The organism is uncultured Serinicoccus sp. (assembly GCF_947487915.1).
GTDB lineage: Bacteria > Actinomycetota > Actinomycetes > Actinomycetales > Dermatophilaceae > Ornithinicoccus.
Map to the genome: position 1 here is coordinate 163,043 of NZ_CANKYH010000004.1, position 15,575 is coordinate 178,617.

General features: G+C 74.1%; 18 protein-coding genes. 13 read left to right on the forward strand and 5 right to left on the reverse strand.

The window, feature by feature from the left end; genetic code table 11:
- Positions 1-30: 30 nt before the first annotated feature.
- Positions 31-1,335 (reverse strand): isocitrate lyase, encoded by a 1,305-nt coding sequence (gene aceA / locus Q0795_RS06135; protein WP_298887954.1) that lies wholly within the window; start codon positions 1,333-1,335, stop codon positions 31-33.
- 118 nt (positions 1,336-1,453) lie between these two features.
- On the opposite strand from aceA, the gene Q0795_RS06140 reads away from it, so the two are divergent.
- The 5 genes from Q0795_RS06140 (at position 1,454) to trmD (ending at position 5,214) form a co-directional block, all read left to right on the forward strand.
- Positions 1,454-2,995 (forward strand): helix-turn-helix domain-containing protein, encoded by a 1,542-nt coding sequence (locus Q0795_RS06140; protein WP_298887956.1) that lies wholly within the window; start codon positions 1,454-1,456, stop codon positions 2,993-2,995.
- Positions 2,996-3,127: 132 nt separating this feature from the next.
- Entirely contained in the window at positions 3,128-3,637 is a 510-nt protein-coding gene (rpsP, locus tag Q0795_RS06145; RefSeq protein ID WP_298887958.1) for a 30S ribosomal protein S16, read from the forward strand.
- 2 nt (positions 3,638-3,639) lie between these two features.
- Complete coding sequence (locus Q0795_RS06150) at positions 3,640-3,882, forward strand: RNA-binding protein (RefSeq protein ID WP_298751013.1); 243 nt, start codon at positions 3,640-3,642, stop codon at positions 3,880-3,882.
- Positions 3,883-3,967: 85 nt separating this feature from the next.
- Positions 3,968-4,492 (forward strand): ribosome maturation factor RimM, encoded by a 525-nt coding sequence (rimM, locus tag Q0795_RS06155; protein WP_298887960.1) that lies wholly within the window; start codon positions 3,968-3,970, stop codon positions 4,490-4,492.
- 5 nt (positions 4,493-4,497) lie between these two features.
- On the forward strand, positions 4,498-5,214 hold the full coding sequence (gene trmD, locus Q0795_RS06160; protein ID WP_298887962.1) for a tRNA (guanosine(37)-N1)-methyltransferase TrmD: 717 nt from the start codon (positions 4,498-4,500) through the stop codon (positions 5,212-5,214).
- Positions 5,215-5,269: 55 nt separating this feature from the next.
- On the opposite strand, the gene serB is transcribed toward trmD, so the two are convergent.
- Positions 5,270-6,148 carry a phosphoserine phosphatase SerB gene (gene serB, locus Q0795_RS06165; protein ID WP_298887964.1) on the reverse strand — a complete coding sequence of 293 codons (879 nt, stop codon included), beginning with the start codon at positions 6,146-6,148 and terminating at the stop codon, positions 5,270-5,272.
- A gap of 267 nt (positions 6,149-6,415) precedes the next feature.
- Here serB and rplS point away from each other — a divergent pair, with 267 nt between their 5' ends.
- The 8 genes from rplS to Q0795_RS06205 all read left to right on the forward strand — a co-directional run bounded on the left by rplS (position 6,416) and on the right by Q0795_RS06205 (position 12,561).
- On the forward strand, positions 6,416-6,799 hold the full coding sequence (rplS, locus tag Q0795_RS06170; RefSeq protein ID WP_298887965.1) for a 50S ribosomal protein L19: 384 nt from the start codon (positions 6,416-6,418) through the stop codon (positions 6,797-6,799).
- 119 nt (positions 6,800-6,918) lie between these two features.
- A complete protein-coding gene (gene lepB, locus Q0795_RS06175; protein WP_298887967.1) occupies positions 6,919-7,668 on the forward strand; it encodes a signal peptidase I in 750 nt (249 codons plus the stop codon).
- Positions 7,665-8,390, forward strand: coding sequence for a ribonuclease HII (locus Q0795_RS06180; RefSeq protein ID WP_298887969.1), 726 nt, complete (start codon positions 7,665-7,667; stop codon positions 8,388-8,390). The genes lepB and Q0795_RS06180 overlap by 4 nt, the downstream gene beginning before the upstream one ends.
- Positions 8,387-8,707: a DUF2469 domain-containing protein gene (locus Q0795_RS06185; RefSeq protein WP_058892477.1), complete on the forward strand. Its 321-nt coding sequence runs from the start codon at positions 8,387-8,389 to the stop codon at positions 8,705-8,707. The genes Q0795_RS06180 and Q0795_RS06185 overlap by 4 nt, the downstream gene beginning before the upstream one ends.
- Positions 8,708-8,814: 107 nt before the next feature.
- Positions 8,815-9,213, forward strand: a complete 399-nt coding sequence (locus Q0795_RS06190) for a YraN family protein (RefSeq protein ID WP_298887973.1) — start codon at positions 8,815-8,817, stop codon at positions 9,211-9,213.
- A complete protein-coding gene (locus Q0795_RS06195; protein ID WP_298887976.1) occupies positions 9,213-10,742 on the forward strand; it encodes a YifB family Mg chelatase-like AAA ATPase in 1,530 nt (509 codons plus the stop codon). Before Q0795_RS06190 ends, Q0795_RS06195 begins: the two co-directional genes overlap by 1 nt.
- The gene (dprA, locus tag Q0795_RS06200; protein WP_298887977.1) at positions 10,739-11,851 is read left to right on the forward strand and encodes a DNA-processing protein DprA; all 1,113 of its coding nucleotides are present in this window, start codon (positions 10,739-10,741) and stop codon (positions 11,849-11,851) included. The genes Q0795_RS06195 and dprA overlap by 4 nt, the downstream gene beginning before the upstream one ends.
- A complete protein-coding gene (locus tag Q0795_RS06205) occupies positions 11,848-12,561 on the forward strand; it encodes a M23 family metallopeptidase (protein WP_298887978.1) in 714 nt (237 codons plus the stop codon). Before dprA ends, Q0795_RS06205 begins: the two co-directional genes overlap by 4 nt.
- A 60-nt stretch (positions 12,562-12,621) precedes the next feature.
- Here the strand turns inward: Q0795_RS06205 and Q0795_RS06210 are convergent, their stop codons facing one another.
- The 3 genes from Q0795_RS06210 to Q0795_RS06220 form a co-directional block, all read right to left on the reverse strand.
- Complete coding sequence (locus tag Q0795_RS06210; protein WP_298888278.1) at positions 12,622-13,512, reverse strand: tyrosine recombinase XerC; 891 nt, start codon at positions 13,510-13,512, stop codon at positions 12,622-12,624.
- 62 nt (positions 13,513-13,574) lie between these two features.
- A complete protein-coding gene (locus tag Q0795_RS06215; RefSeq protein WP_298887979.1) occupies positions 13,575-14,165 on the reverse strand; it encodes an RDD family protein in 591 nt (196 codons plus the stop codon).
- Positions 14,158-15,321 (reverse strand): pyridoxal phosphate-dependent aminotransferase, encoded by a 1,164-nt coding sequence (locus tag Q0795_RS06220; protein ID WP_298887981.1) that lies wholly within the window; start codon positions 15,319-15,321, stop codon positions 14,158-14,160. Before Q0795_RS06220 ends, Q0795_RS06215 begins: the two co-directional genes overlap by 8 nt.
- Positions 15,322-15,575 lie beyond the last annotated feature (254 nt).

Sequence of the window (15,575 nt, forward strand, 5' to 3'; positions counted from 1 at the left end):
GGCCGGGGGCCGGGTCAGCGTCCGCGTCGATCAGTGGAACTGCTCGGACTCGGTGGAGCCCGACAGGGCCGTCGTCGACGACTCGGGGTTGACCGCGGTGCTCACCGCGTCAAAGTACCCGGTGCCGACCTCGGCCTGGTGCCGCACCGCGGTGTAGCCGGACGCCGCGGACGCGAACTCCGCCTCCTGCAGCTCCACGTAGGCGCTCATGCCGCTGCGGGCATACCCCTGGGCCAGGGTGAACATCGAGTGGTTGAGGGCGTGGAAGCCGGCCAGGGTGATGAACTGGAAGGCATAGCCCAGGTCGCCGAGCTCGTCCTGGAAGGACGCGATCTCGCTGTCCGACAGGGCGGCCCTCCAGTTGAACGACGGGCTGCAGTTGTAGGCCAGCTTCTGCTCCGGGAAGTCCCGGTGCAGCTCCTGGGCGAACTCGCGGGCGAGCCCCAGGTCGGGGGTGCCGGTCTCGACCCAGATGAGGTCGGCGTAGGGGGCGTAGGCCTTGGCGCGCGCCAGGACCGGCTCGATCCCGTTGCGGACCCGGAAGAAGCCCTCGGGCGTGCGCTCGCCGGTGGTGAACTCCTGGTCGATCTCGTCGACGTCGCTGGTCAGCAGGTCCGCGGCGAGCGCGTCGGTGCGGGCGATGACGACCGAGGGGACGCCGAGCACGTCCGCCGCGAGACGGGCCGAGCTCAGGGTGCGGACGTGCTGGCCCGTCGGGACGAGCACCTTGCCGCCCAGGTGGCCGCACTTCTTCTCCGAGGCCAGCTGGTCCTCCCAGTGCACGCCCGCGGCACCGGCCGCGATCATCGACTTCATCAGCTCGAAGACGTTGAGCGGGCCGCCGAAGCCCGCCTCGGCGTCGGCCACGATCGGCACGAGGTAGTCGGTGCTGGTGTCGCCGTCCATCCAGGCGATCTGGTCCGCGCGCTGCAGGGCGTTGTTGATGCGGCGCACGACCGCCGGCACCGAGTTGGCCGGGTAGAGGCTCTGGTCCGGGTAGGTCTGGCCGGCGAGGTTGGCGTCGGCGGCGACCTGCCAGCCGGAGAGGTAGATCGCCTCCAGCCCGCCCTTGACCATCTGGACGGCCTGGTTGCCGGTGAGGGCGCCGAGGGCGCGGGTGAAGGGCTTGGTCTCCAGCGCCTCCCAGAGCCGCTCGGCCCCCCGGCGGGCCAGGGTGTGCTCCTCCACGACGGAGCCACGCAGCCGCACGACGTCCTGGGCGGAGTAGCGACGCTCGACGCCGGCCCAGCGGGGGTTGCTCCGCCAGTCCTGCTCGATCTCCAGCGCCTGGGCGGCGGCGGGGGTGGTGTCGGTGGGCTGGGTGGTGATGGTCATCGTCGACCCCTCTCCTCGGTATGGCGACTGCGGGTGTGACTCCACTGTCCCGGCGGTCGGCGGGCTCGGGCGGGATCGGCGCTGTCAAGAACGACGAAAGTTTCGCTATCGTGGTGGTATGCCGTCCTCCACCGGTCGCGTCCTGCCGTTCCGCCCCTCCGAGCGCCTGGACGGCGCCGAGCGAGGCACCGGGCAGGCCGCCGACCCGGTCTCCGTCGGGCGCCGGGTGCGGCACGCCCGCCGGGCCGCCGGGCTGACCCTGGCGGCGGTGGCCGAGCGCACCGGGCTGTCCCCGTCGGCGCTCTCCCTCATCGAGAACGGCCGCCGCGAGGCCCGTCCGTCCACGCTGGAGCAGGTGGCCGCCGCCCTCGGGGCCGACCTGACCAGCCTGCTCTCGGGCGCACCGCCCAGCCGGCGCGCCGGACTTGAGGTCCGGTGGGAGCGGGCGCAGCGGGCCGAGGGCTTCCAGACCCTGGGCATCCCGGCCGTGCGGGTGGGCCCGGGCCTGCCGGACGACGCGCTGGAGGCGCTGGTGGGGCTGTACGAGAGCGTCGTGGGACTGCAGCAGCAGCGGGCCGCCACCCCGGAGTTCGCCCGGTTGGCCAACGCCGAGCTGCGGGCCCGGATGCGCGCGGCCGGCAACTACTTCGCGGACATCGAGGCCGCCGCGGCGAGCCTGGTGACGCAGGCGGGGCATACCGGTGGGCCGGTCTCCCAGGCGGTCGTCGAGCAGGTCGCCCGACACGTGGGGTTCGAGATCGTCACCGTGCCCGACGTCCCTGCGTCGACCCGGACCGTGACCGACCTCGCGCACCACCGCATCTACCTGCCCGCCCGCGGCGCGCACGACCCCCGGGCCGCCGCGCTGCAGGCGCTCGGGCACGTCGTCCTCGAGCACGAGCCCCCCCGCGACTACGCCGAGTTCCTCGCCCAGCGGGTGGAGATCAACTACTTCGCCGCCGCCGCGCTGGTGCCCGAGAGCAGCGCGGTCCCCCTCCTGCGGCGGGCCCGGGCCGACCGGGACATCGCCGTGGAGGACCTGCGCGACGCCTACGCGGTGTCCTACGAGACGGCGGCCCACCGCTTCTGCAACCTCGCCACCGAGCACCTCGACCTGCAGGTCCACTTCATGCGGACCAGCGCCGACGGGGTGATCTACAAGGCCTACGAGAACGACGGCGTGCGCTTCCCCATGGACGCCTCGGGGGCGATCGAGGGGGCGCGGGTCTGCCGCTCGTGGACCGCACGGGTCGTCTTCGACCGGCCGCTGGGGGAGGTCTACCACCAGTACACCGACACCGGCCGGGGTACCTACTGGTGCACCGCCGTCGCGGAGCCCACCCCGGCCGGCGTGTTCTCGGTCAGCGTCGGTGTGCCGTTCGACCAGGTCCGGTGGATGCGCGGACGGGACACGCGGGAGCGCCGGCTGTCCCGCTGCCCGGACCCGCGCTGCTGCACCCGCCCGCCGGCCGACCTCGCCCGCGCGTGGGAGGGGCGGGTGTGGCCCAGTGCGCGGGCGCACTCCCACCTCCTCGCGGTCATGCCGCCCGGGGTCTTCCCCGGCGTGGACGACACCGAGGTGCTGCGCTTCGTGGCGCAGCACGCGCCGCCGTCGCCGGAGGTCGCGGAGCAGGGACCGGCGGGGGATGTGGCACAATGACAGTGAACCCATCGGTGGTCGGCCCTCTCACCGTGCCCTGATGTGTCCATCGCAGCCGTGGTGCCGTGCGTGTTCATCCCCACGCGGCGCCGGGTCGCACACCACAGACAACTATGAGGAGACACCGCACACGTGGCTGTCAAGATTCGCCTGAAGCGCATGGGCAAGATCCGTGCACCGTTCTACCGCGTCGTCGTGATGGACTCGCGCGCCAAGCGCGACGGCCGGGCGATCGAGGAGATCGGCAAGTACAACCCCACCGAGGAGCCGTCGCTCATCGACATCGACTCCGAGCGTGCGCAGTACTGGCTCGGTGTCGGCGCGCAGCCGACCGAGCAGGTCGCGGCGCTGCTCCGGGTCACCGGCGACTGGCAGAAGTTCAAGGGTGAGCCCGGCGCCGAGGGCACCCTGAAGGTCCGCGAGCCCAAGGCGGACAAGAAGGCTCTCTACGAGGCGGCCCTGGCGGCCTCCGACGGTGAGGACACGTCGGGCGCCACGACCCAGCGTCGCAAGAAGCCCACCAAGGCGCAGGCCCCGGCCGGCGCGGAGGAGACGGCTCCCGCGGCCGACCGCGAGGGTTCGGTGGCCGCCAGCAGCGGTGACGAGGCGGCTGAGAGCGGCGCGCAGACCGACGAGGCCTGAGCATGCTCGAGGAAGCGCTGGAGCACCTGGTCAAGGGCATCGTCGACCACGACGGTGACGTGGTGGTCCGCACCAAGAACGCCCGGCACGGCGACATCCTGGAGGTCCGGGTCCACCCGGACGACCTGGGTCGCGTCATCGGGCGTCGCGGACGCACCGCGAGTGCCCTGCGCACCGTGGTCGGCGCCCTCGCCGGTGGCGAGAAGGTCCGGGTGGACATCGTCGACACCGACCGGGCGCGCTGAGCCCGCACCCCGCAGCACCCCCTCGACCCGCCCCGGCGCACCAGCGCCCGGGCGGGTCGTGCCGTCCACCGGACCGGAGGAGACCATGAGCCAGACGTTCGTCGTCGCCCGCGTCGGCAAGCCGCACGGCCTGCGCGGAGAGGTCACCGTGCAGGTGCACACCGACGACCCGGAGGGCCGGCTCACCCCCGGCGCCCGCTTCGCCACCGACCCGCAGCAGCGCGGCCCGCTCACCCTGGTCTCGGTCCGGCAGCACCAGGGGACCTTTCTCCTCGGGTTCGAGGGGCACCCCGACCGCACCGCCGCCGAGGCGCTGCGGGGCACCCGCCTGCTCGTCGACGACGACGCAGACGGCGAGGAGGACGACGACGACGCGGGGTGGCGCGAGGACGACCTGCTCGGTTTCGCGGTGGTCCAGGTCGACGGCCGTCCGGTCGGGGAGGTCACGGCGCTGCACCTGCGGCCCGTCCAGGACCTGCTCGAGGTGCGGACACCGTCCGGGGGCGTCGTCCTCGTGCCCTTCGTGGAGGAGCTGGTGCCGCAGGTCGACGAGGAGGCGCGCACCGTGGTCGTGGACCCGCCGCCCGGGCTGCTCGAGCTGGGGGAGTGAGCGGTATGCCGCTGCGCCTGGACGTCGTCACGATCTTCCCGGAGTACCTCGCACCGCTGGACCTGTCGCTGCTGGGACGCGCCCGCCGCGAGGGGCTGCTGGACGTGCACGTCCACGACCTGCGGGACTGGACCCACGACCGGCACCGCACCGTGGACGACAGCCCCTACGGCGGTGGGGCCGGGATGGTGATGCGGCCCGAGCCCTGGGGGGAGGCCCTGGACGAGATCTGCACGTCGGTGCCCGGCCGCACCCCACGCCTCGTGGTGCCGGGTCCGGGGGGCGAGGTCTTCAGCCAGGAGGTCGCCTCCCGCCTGGCCCTGGAGGAGGACTGGCTGGTCTTCGTCTGCGGACGCTACGAGGGGATCGACGAGCGGGTCTACGACGAGTTCGCGGTGCGCTACCCGCTGAGCGTCCTGAGCCTGGGCGACTACGTGCTCAACGGGGGCGAGGTCGCCGTGCTGGCGATGACCGAGGCGGTGGCACGCCTGCTGCCCGGGATGGTCGGCAACGAGGCGTCCCTCGTGGAGGAGTCGCACACGGGCGGGTTGCTGGAGTACCCCGTCTACACCAAGCCTGCCAGCTGGCGCGGGCACGAGGTCCCCGAGGTGCTGCTGTCGGGGCACCACGGCCGGATCGCCGCCTGGCGGCAGCAGCAGCGCCTGGCCCGCACCGCCCAGCGCCGCCCCGACCTCATGGCCCGCTACGAGGCCGGCCCCTGAGCTTCTGGACCTACGCTCCTGGGTGACGGGCACCAGAAACCGATGTCCAGAAGCGTCACGGGCGGACGATCTCCTCGTCGGCATACCCCTGCAGGTAGAGCACGGCGGTGAGGTCCCCGTGGTTGACCCGGACCGGCACCTGCCGGGCGACCGCCGGCTTGGCGTGCAGCGCGACGCCCAGGCCGGCGGCCCGCAGCATGGGCAGGTCGTTGGCGCCGTCACCGACCGCCACGACGTCCTCGTGGCGGACCCCGAGCCGGGCGCTGATCTCCTCCAGCGCCCTCAGCTTGGCCTCCTGGCCGACGACCGGGAGCACGACGCGACCCGTCAGCCGGCCGTCCGCGACGGCGAGCGTGTTGGCGCGGTGCTCGTCGAAGCCGAGGCGCTCGGCGACCACCCGGGTGAAGAGGGTGAACCCTCCGGACACGAGTGCGGCATACCCCCCGGCCGCCGCCATGGTGGCGAGCAGCTCGGGGCCTCCCCGCATCGGGGTGATGCGCTCGGCGAGGACCGTGTCGACCACGCCGACCGGGAGCCCGCGCAGCAGGGCCACCCGCTCGTGCAGGGCGCCGGCGAAGTCGAGCTCGCCGTTCATGGCCCGGGCCGTGATGTCGGCGACCTGTTCCCCGACCCCGGCCTGCGCGGCCAGCTCGTCGATGCACTCCTGCTCGATCATCGTGGAGTCCATGTCGGCGAGCAGCACCCGGCGCCGGTGCGGCCCGTCGGGCTGCAGCACGACGTCGACCCCGCGCCGCTGCCAGGCCGACCACAGGTCCTCGTCGAGGCGCAGCTGCGGCCCGACCGCCACCTGCACGGCGGACCCGGGTCGTAGCCAGCGTGGCTCGCTAGACACGGCTGCCCCGCCCACCTCGTGCGGCGTCGTGGCGGTGAGGTCGCGGGCGCTCGGGTCGCTGATGAGCGTCAGGAGGGGCACGTCGACCATGCTAGGCGGCGGACGAGGGTGCCCGAGCGGCCCTCGCGGGCGCGGCGACCGACTTGGAGGGGCCCACGACCTCTGGCACAATGGTGCCTTGTGTCCCGGCGTCCGCGCCGAGCAGCCCGTGCCCCTGCCACAGGGGGAAGCGTGCGGGTGGCGTCGACCGGAGACCACACCACGACGACCGTGTCCCGCCAGCCTGTGCGCCGGCGCGGGCCCGACACGCCGCGGGTGACCTGTGGCACCCACGAGCAGGAGACCATCATGCACAAGCTTGCCGATCTCGACGCCGCCAGCCTCCGCAGCGACATCCCCGACTTCCGGGCCGGCGACACCGTCAACGTCCACGTCAAGGTCATCGAGGGCAACCGCTCGCGTGTCCAGGTCTTCAAGGGCGTCGTCATCCGCCGGCACGGTGGGGGCCTCGGAGAGACCTACACCGTCCGCAAGGTGTCCTTCGGCGTCGGCGTGGAACGCACCTTCCCGCTGCACTCCCCGAACGTCGAGAAGATCGAGGTCGCGAGCCGTGGCGTGGTGCGCCGCGCCAAGCTCTACTACCTGCGCGACCTGCGCGGCAAGGCGGCCAAGATCCGCGAGCGCCGCGACAGCGTCCCGGCCGCCAAGGCGAAGCCGGCCGACCAGGGCTGAGCGCCTCCCGCTGACGACGATCCCCCGCCCGGCCCGGCCCGGCGGGGGATCGGTCTGTTCCCAGCCATCCGGGTTAGGGTCGGCGTGGCCACAGACACCACAGGACAGGACGACATCCGGTGAGCGAACCCACCCGGGAGAGGGGCAGCTCCTCCGACGAGGGGACCCCGCAGCCGGCCGAGCGGCCGGCCCCCGCCGGTGGTTTCTGGGCAGGGGTGCGGGAGATCGTCATGATCGCCGCGACCGCCCTGGTCATCTCCTTCCTCATCAAGACCTTCGTGGCGCAGGCCTTCTGGATCCCGTCCGGCAGCATGGAGCAGACGCTGGTCTACGGCGACCGGGTCATGGTGAGCAAGGTGCAGGCCGGGCCGTGGTCCGTCGACCGGGGTGACGTCGTCGTCTTCGAGGACCCGGGCGGCTGGCTCCCACCGGTGCAGCGGGTGGACCGCGGGCCGGTGGTCAACGCCGCCCTGCGCACCCTGGAGTTCGTGGGGGTCGCGCCGTCGTCCCAGGGCAACCACCTCATCAAGCGGGTCATCGGGCTGCCCGGCGACACGGTGGAGTGCTGCGACGACGAGGGTCGGCTGATCGTCAACGGCGAGCCCCTCGACGAGGACTACATCTTCCCCGGCGACGAGCCCAGCACCGCCGACTTCTCCGTCACCGTGCCCGAGGACCACATCTGGCTCATGGGCGACCACCGGTCGAACTCGCGCGACTCGCGGGCCAACGACGACGGCACCGGCCAGGAGGGTTCGGTGCCGCTGGACGCGGTCGTCGGTCAGGCCGTCGTCCTGCTCTACCCCTTCGACCACTTCGACTGGTTCACCGTGCCGGACACCTTCGCCGACGTGCCGGACGCGCCGTGAGCACGGCCACGCCCCGGCGCCCCACGCGGCGTCCCAGCCTGCGCGTGGAGCGCACCCTGCAGCGGGAGGGGTATGCCGTGCTCGTCGGCATGGACGAGGTCGGCCGGGGCGCCCTGGCCGGGCCGGTGAGCGTCGGGGTCGTCGCCGTCGACGCCTCCTGCCGTACGGCACCGCAGGGTGTCAAGGACTCCAAGCTGCTCACCGCGGCGGTGCGCGAGCGCCTGGTGCCCCGGATCCGTCGGTGGGCGCTCGCGCACGCCGTCGGGCACGCCTGGCCGCAGGAGATCGACGACCTCGGCATCATGGCGGCCCTCCGGCTCGCCGGAGAGCGTGCCCTGGCCGGGTTGGAGGCCACGAGGCCGGACCTGGTGCTGCTCGACGGCAACCACGACTGGCTGACCGACCCGCAGCGCGTCGGTCTGCTGGGCCTGCTCGACGGTCCGCCCCGCCCCCCGGTCCGCACCATGGTCAAGGCGGACCTGCGCTGCTCGTCCGTCGCCGCGGCCTCGGTCCTGGCGAAGGTGGAACGGGACGGGCTCATGGTGCAGGCCTCGGCCGAGCCCCGGCATACCCCGTATCTGTGGGATCAGAACAAGGGCTACGCCGCACCCGAGCACCAGGACGCCCTGCGTCGGCTGGGGCCCAGCGACTGGCACCGGCGCAGCTGGAACATCGCCGCGGCGGCGACCGCCGTGGCGCGCGAGGAAGGAGTGGCGCCATGAGCGCGGAGGACCTGGAGAAGTACGAGACCGACGCCGAGCTGGCGCTCTACCGCGAGTACCGCGACGTCGTGGGGCTGTTCACCCACGTGGTGGAGACCGAGCGCCGGTTCTACCTGGCCAACGAGGTCGACGTGCAGGTCCGCACCGGGGACGGGGAGACCTGGTTCGAGGTGACCCTCACCGACGCCTGGGTCTGGGACGTCTATCGACCGGCCCGCTTCGTGCGGAAGGCCCGGGTCATCACCTTCAAGGACGTCAACGTCGAGGAGCTCGCCAAGTCCGACCTCGACGTCAAGGGCCTCACCGACGGCCGCTGAGCCCCCGTCCACATCCCCCGGCCCCCCTCCCGGTCGTCCACAGCCGGCCGCCCGCCCCTTGCGCCGGGGCAGACCGGTGCGTTGGCTGGAGGTGACCACCGCCGACGGTGGTCCAGGAGGAGGGGGAGATGGACGACGGGGGTATGCCGTGGGCACGGGCCCGGGAGATCGGCGACCGGGGCGAGGAGCTCGTCTGCGCGCACGTCCGGGCGCTGGGCTGGATGGTGCTCGAGCGCAACTGGCGCTGCCCGGAGGGTGAGCTCGACGTCGTGGCCCACGACGGCCGCCAGCTGGTCTTCTGCGAGGTCAAGACACGTCGGTCGGCCCGCTTCGGCGAGCCGGTGGAGGCGGTGGGCAGGGAGAAGGCACACCGGCTGCGGCGGTTGGCCTGGGCGTGGCTGGACGCCCACGGGCGGCGAGGGGCCGACTTCCGGATCGACGTCTTCGGCCTGCTGAGCCCGCCGGACGCGCCGACCCGGCTCACCCACCTGCGGGGAGTGGCCTGATGGCGCTCGCCCGGACGCACGCCGTCACCCTGAGCGGTGTCGAGGGTCGTCTCGTCACCGTGGAGGCCCAGGGGGCAGATGGGCTGCCCGCGACGGTGATGACCGGCCTGGCCGACAGCGCCTGCCGGCAGGCACCCGACCGGGTGCGGCCCGCCCTGCGCAACTGCGGGATGCCGGTCCCCCCGCGGCGGTGGACCATCAACCTCTCACCCGCGGGCGTCCCGAAGGCCGGCAGCGGGCTGGACCTCGCGATCGCGGTGGCGATGATGGCCGCGGAGGGCCACGTGCCGCCGGCGGCGGTCCGCGGCATCGCCCACGTGGGAGAGGTGGGCCTGGCCGGGGACGTCCGGCCGGTGCCGGGGGTGCTGCCCATGACGCTGGCGGCCGCCGCCGACGGGGTCGCCGAGGTGCTGGTGGCCGCCGACGCGGCTCGGGAGGCGGCCCTGGTGGCCGGGGTGCGCGTGCACCCGGTACGCACGCTCGGCGAGGTCCGCGCCTTCTACCTCGCCCGGTCCCGCGGCGAGGAGCTGCACCTCGAGCTGCCCCCGGCAGCGCCCTCGGCCCCGGCCCAAGTGCCCGACCTCAACGACGTCGTCGGACAGGCCGTGGCCCGTCAGGCGCTGGAGATCGCCGCCGCCGGGGGGCACCACCTGCTCCTCGTGGGCCCGCCGGGTGCGGGCAAGACCATGCTGGCCGAGCGGCTGCCAGGGATCCTGCCCGAGATGGGCCCCGACGACGCGCTGGCGGTGACCGGGATCCACTCCGTCCTCGGGGCCCTGCCGGCGGACGACCGGCTGGTGACGCGCCCGCCCTTCGTGGCGCCGCACCACACGGCGTCCACGGCCGCGGTCATCGGCGGCGGGTCCCGCCTCATCCATCCGGGCGCCGTGTCGCGGGCCCACCGCGGTGTGCTCTTCCTCGACGAGGCGCCCGAGTTCCGGCGCGACGTCCTCGACGGTCTCCGGCAGCCCCTGGAGTCGGGGGAGGTGCTCATCGCCCGCGCCGACCGGCACGTGCGGCTGCCCGCCCGGTTCCAGCTCGTGCTCGCGGCCAACCCGTGCCCGTGCGGCGGCGCCGGCGGTGCCTGCACGTGCCCGCCCTTCCGCCGGACCGGGTATCTCGGCCGGCTCTCCGGCCCGTTGCTGGACCGGATCGACCTTAAGCTCGGCGTGAGCGCGGTGACCCGCGGGGACCTCGCCCTGCCGCCGGGCGAGCCCTCCGCGGTGGTGGCGGACCGGGTAGTGCAGGCCCGCGAGCGCCAGCGGGAGCGGTGGCGCGCCCTGCCCTGGCTGCTCAACAGCGAGGTCCCCGGTGCCGTGCTGCGCGAGCAGCCCTGGCGCCTCGGCCCCGCCCAGCGGCGGCCGCTCGAGCGGGCCATGGACCGGGGCGCGCTGACCCTGCGCGGCCTGGACCGAGCCCTCCGGGTGGCCTGGACGCTGGCCGACCTGCGCGGTGCTGGGCGTCCCGACCTCGACGACGTCACCCTGGCGCTGGACCTGCGTACGCCGAGCGGGGTGAAGGTGGCATGACGGGGGACCGCGAACGGCGGGCGCGCATCCTGCTGTCCCGGCTCGCCGAGCCCTACGACGAGCGGGTCCAGCAGGTGGTGGCTGAGCACGGGGTCGAGGACGTCGTCGGCTACGCCCTGGGGGAGGGGCGCACCCCCGGCGGTGCGGACCTCGGGCGGCTCGCGGCGCGGGTGGCGCGGGCCGGGGCCGTCGACGACGAGCGGATCGCCGGCCGGCTGGGGGCCCGCATCCTCGTGCCCGGTGACCCGGAGTGGCCCGACGGCCTCGACCAGCTCGAGCACCCGCCGTGGTGCCTGTGGGTGAGCGGCCCGGGCGACCTCGCCCACCTGGCCGAGCGCAGCGTCGCCGTGGTCGGCGCCCGCGCCAGCACGGCCTACGGCGACCACGTCACCGCCGGCCTGTGCGTCGACCTCGTGACCAGAGGCTTCACGATCGTCTCCGGGGCGGCTTTCGGCATCGACGCGACCGCCCACCGCGCGACCCTCTCGGCGGAGGGGTCCACCGTGGCGGTGCTGGCCGGAGGGGTCGACGTGCCCTACCCCCGCGCCAACACCGAGCTCATCGACCGCATCCGTCGGACCGGTGTCCTGGTCAGCGAGACCCCGCCGGGCGGAGCGCCGGCCCGGATGCGCTTCCTCGCCCGCAACCGCATCATCGCCGGCGTCGCCCGGGGGACGGTGGTCGTGGAGGCAGGCCTGCGTTCCGGCGCGCGCTCGACGCTCAAGCACACCCGGGACCTGGGCCGGCCGGTGATGGCGGTGCCGGGGTCGGTGGAGAGCCTGATGTCGCAGGGCACGCACGCCGAGATCCGGCTCGGCGCCGAGCTCGTCACCGACGGAGCCGAGGTGGCGGAGCTCGTCGGCAGGATCGGTGACGACCTGGCACCCGTCAAGCAGGGGGAGAGCCGGGCCACGGACGGGCTGTCTGAGGACCTGCGGCGGGTGTGGCAGTGGCTGCGGCCGCGGTCCTCCAGCGCGGTGGACGACGTCATGGCGCGATCCGGCCTGACGCTGCGGGAGACGCTGGGGGCGCTGCGCGAGCTGGAGCGCGAGGGCCTGGCCGAGGAGCTCCTCGACGGGTGGCAACGGCGGCCCGTGGGGGCCCGATGAACCGGACCAGAGGACCCGTCCAGGCAGACCGGTCGGGCCGCGCCGGCCGGTCGGGCCGGTCGGGCCGGTCAGGCCTGGCGGCCCTGGCAGCCGTGGTGGTGCTCTCCGGGTCCGCGGCCCCGGAGGCCGCGACGACGCCACGGCTGTCCTCCCCGGGCGCGCTGGCCTCGGTCCTGCTGGGCCTGCGCGTCCCCGCGGTGGACGCCGCCCAGGGAGACCGGCACAGCACCGCGCTGTGGGGCTGGCCGCTCGCCGGCGCCCCGGAGATCGTGCGAGGCTTCGACCCGCCCGAGGAGCGGTGGGGGAGCGGCCACCGGGGCCTCGACCTCGCCGGTCTGGTCGGCGAGAGGGTGTTGGCGGTGGACGAGGGCGTCGTGAGCTTCAGCGGGGAGGTCGCCGGGGTGGGCGTGGTGAGCGTGACCCATGCGAGCGGCCTGCGCAGCACCTACCAACCGGTCGGGGACAGGGTGGCGCGGGGGGTGCGGGTGGCCCGGGGCGACCCCCTCGGGCGGGTGACGTCCGGGGGGCACTGCCCGGTCCACGACTGCCTGCACCTCGGGGCCGTGCGGGGTCGCGACGGCTACGTCGACCCGACGCCGCTGCTGCTCGGGGTGCAGCTGACCCTGCTCCCCCACGAGGGGTGGGCCACCGGGCGGACGGGTGCGGGACCGACGGCAGGGGGAGGAGGTGGGACCAGGGAAGAAGGATGAGGGGGGTCCCGGTCAGGCGCGTGGTCGGGCCTGCTGGGGGCCGGATGCGGAGAGTCCCGGTCAGGCGCGCGGGTGGGCCTGCTGGTAGGCGGAGCGGAGCCGCTCCACCGACACGTGGGTGTAGATCTGGGTGGTCGCCAGGCTAGCATGGCCCAGGAGCTCCTGGACGGTGCGCAGGTCCGCACCGCCCTCGAGCAGGTGGGTGGCCGCGCTGTGCCGCAGCCCGTGCGGCCCCAGGGGCGGGGTGTCCGGCAGGTGGGCGAGCAGGCCCTGCAGGCTGGACCTGACCTGGCGCTGGTCCACCCGGCGGCCACGGCGGCCGAGGAAGAGCGCAGGCCCCGACTCGGCCGTCACCAGGCGGGGCCGGCCGGCGTCGAGCCAGGCCGTGATCGCCTCCGTCGCAGGGACGCCGAACGGCACGACGCGCTCCTTGTCGCCCTTGCCGAGCACGCGGGCGGTCCCGCTCCTCAGGTCCAGGTCGTCGATGTCGAGACCGGTCAGCTCTCCCACGCGCATCCCGGAGGCGTAGAGCAGCTCGAGCATGGCCCGGTTGCGAAGGTGCAGCGGGTCGTCGTCGTCGGCCGCGACGGCCGCCAGGTCCATGAGCGCAGCGGCCTGCGGAGCCCGCAGCACCCCGGGCAGATAGGCGTCCTTGCCGGGGGCGAGCAGCCGCAGCGAGGGGTCGGCGGGCAACCGTCCGGTGCGCTGGGCCCACCGGAAGAACGTCTTGGCGCAGGCCGCGCGACGGGACACGCTGGACCGGGCCGCGCCTGCGGCGCCCAGCCCGGCCAACCAGGCGCGCAGGTCGCCCAGCCGCACCGCCGCGGCGTCCGGCACCTCCCGTCGGGCCAGGAAGGTGTCCAGGGCGCGCAGGTCGGCCAGGTAGGCGCGCACGGTGTGCGGCGAGCGCCCCTTCTCGATCTCCAGGTGCTGCGCGAACTCCGCCAGCAGCGGCTCGCCGAGGACCTGCCGGGCGGGCCCTTCGACGTCGCCGCCGGATCGGCGTGGCTCGCTCACGGGGCCGCGCCCGCGGTCGCCACCCGTGCCACCCTGGTGCCCGCCGCGCGGTCGTGGATGCCGCGGCCCCCGGCGAGCGCCGGTGCGGCGCACAGCACCGCCAGAGCCAGTGAGAGGACCACCAGGGCCAGGCCCCAGCCCTCCTGGACCTCCAGGATGCCCCTGGCCGCGCCGAGGTGCGCCAGCTGCCAGGGAAGGGCCTTGACGACGTTGCGCAGCCAGATCGCAGAGCGGCTCGGCGGCCCGCCGTCCAGGGCTGTCACCACCAGACCCGCCCACCGCTTGCCCAGCGTGGCCTGCCGGGAAGAGGACTCGGTGAGCGCGAGGTAGCACACGTAGGGGACGACGGTGGCCAGCGTGATGGCGATGTCGGAGGCCAGCAGGGAGCCCGGCGAGACGGTGAAGGTGGCAGAGAGCCCGAGCGCCGGTCGCAGCACGAGGCCCGCGATGGTCAGCACCCCGAGCCACAGCCCCACGACCGCCCAGTCGGCGAGCCACGACCCCACCCTGGCCCGCGGCGAGGGGCGCCACGACGCGGGCGCTCTCGTCGGGGGCGCGGACGGCATACCCGTGAGCCTGTCAGGCACCGCCGAGACGGTGCAGGCGGCGCGCCGCCTCCCGCAGAACCTCGTCCTGCTTGCAGAAGGCGAAGCGCACCAGGCTGCGCACCGGCGCGGGGTCGTCGCAGAACACCGAGACCGGGACGCCGACCAGGCCCAGCTCCTCCGGCATGCGGCGGCAGAAGTCGACCGCGTCCTCGACGCCGTGCGGCGCGAGGTCGGCGATGACGAAGTAGCTGCCCTGGCAGGGGCTGACCGGCACCCCGACCTCCCCGAGCGCCTCGACCAGCAGGTCCCGCTTGCCCTGCAGCTGTCGGGCGAAGCCGTGGAAGAAGTCGTCGGGCATCGACAGGCCGTGCGCGACCGCCGGCTGCAGGTGCGTCACCCCGACGAAGGTGAGGAACTGCTTCACCGCCGCGACCGCGTCGACCAGCTCCCGCGGCCCGCTCACCCAGCCGGTCTTCCACCCGGTGAGGGAGAAGGTCTTGCCCACCGAGGAGATGGTCAGCGTCCGCTCGAACATCCCCGGTAGCCCGGCGATGGGGAGGTGGCGCCGCCCGTCGAAGACCAGGTGCTCGTACACCTCGTCGGAGACGACCACGAGGTCGTGCTCACGCGCGAGCGCGGCGATGCCGTCCAGCTCGGTGGCGGTGAAGACCTTGCCGGTCGGGTTGTGCGGGGTGTTGAGCACGAGGACGCGGGTGCGGTCGGTCACGGCCGCGCGCAGCTCCTCGAGGTCCAGGGACAGGTCGGGGAAGCGCAGCTGCACGCTGCGGCGCACCCCGCCGGCCATCGCGACCGCAGCGCCGTAGGAGTCGTAGGACGGCTCGATGACCAGGACCTCCTCCCCGGGCTCGACCAGGGCGATGAGCGAGGCGGCGATCGCCTCGGTCGCGCCGACCGTGACGAGGACCTGCGTCTGCGGGTCCAGCGGTATGCCGTACCACCGCTCCTGGTGCTCGGCCACCGCCTCGCGCAGCACGGGGAGGCCGCGGGCCGGGGCGTACTGGTTGAGGCCTTCCTGCAGGCCGCGCGCCGCGAGGTCGAGCATCTCCTGCGGGCCGTCGGTGTCCGGGAAACCCTGACCGAGGTTGACCGCGTCGAACTGCAGGGCACGCTGGGTCATCTCGGCGAAGACGCTGGTGCCGAACGGCTGGAGTCGCTGGACGAGAGGATCGCTCATCGGACCACGGTATCGATTCGTCCGAAGACCGGCCGCTGCCGTACCCTGGGCCCTACGTGCGTCTCGTCCTGCCCTCGGGTCGGTGCGACGCGCGAATTCGCGCCCGGGCGCGACCGGTGCACACCGCATACCTCTTCGGTAGGCGGCTCGTCACCGGTGGCGCACCCTGCGGTCCCACGTCCGTGCCAGCACGGACGTGGGTGGGGAGCGTCCCCGGGCCAGGACACAACTGCCATCGAGAAGAAAGCGAGACA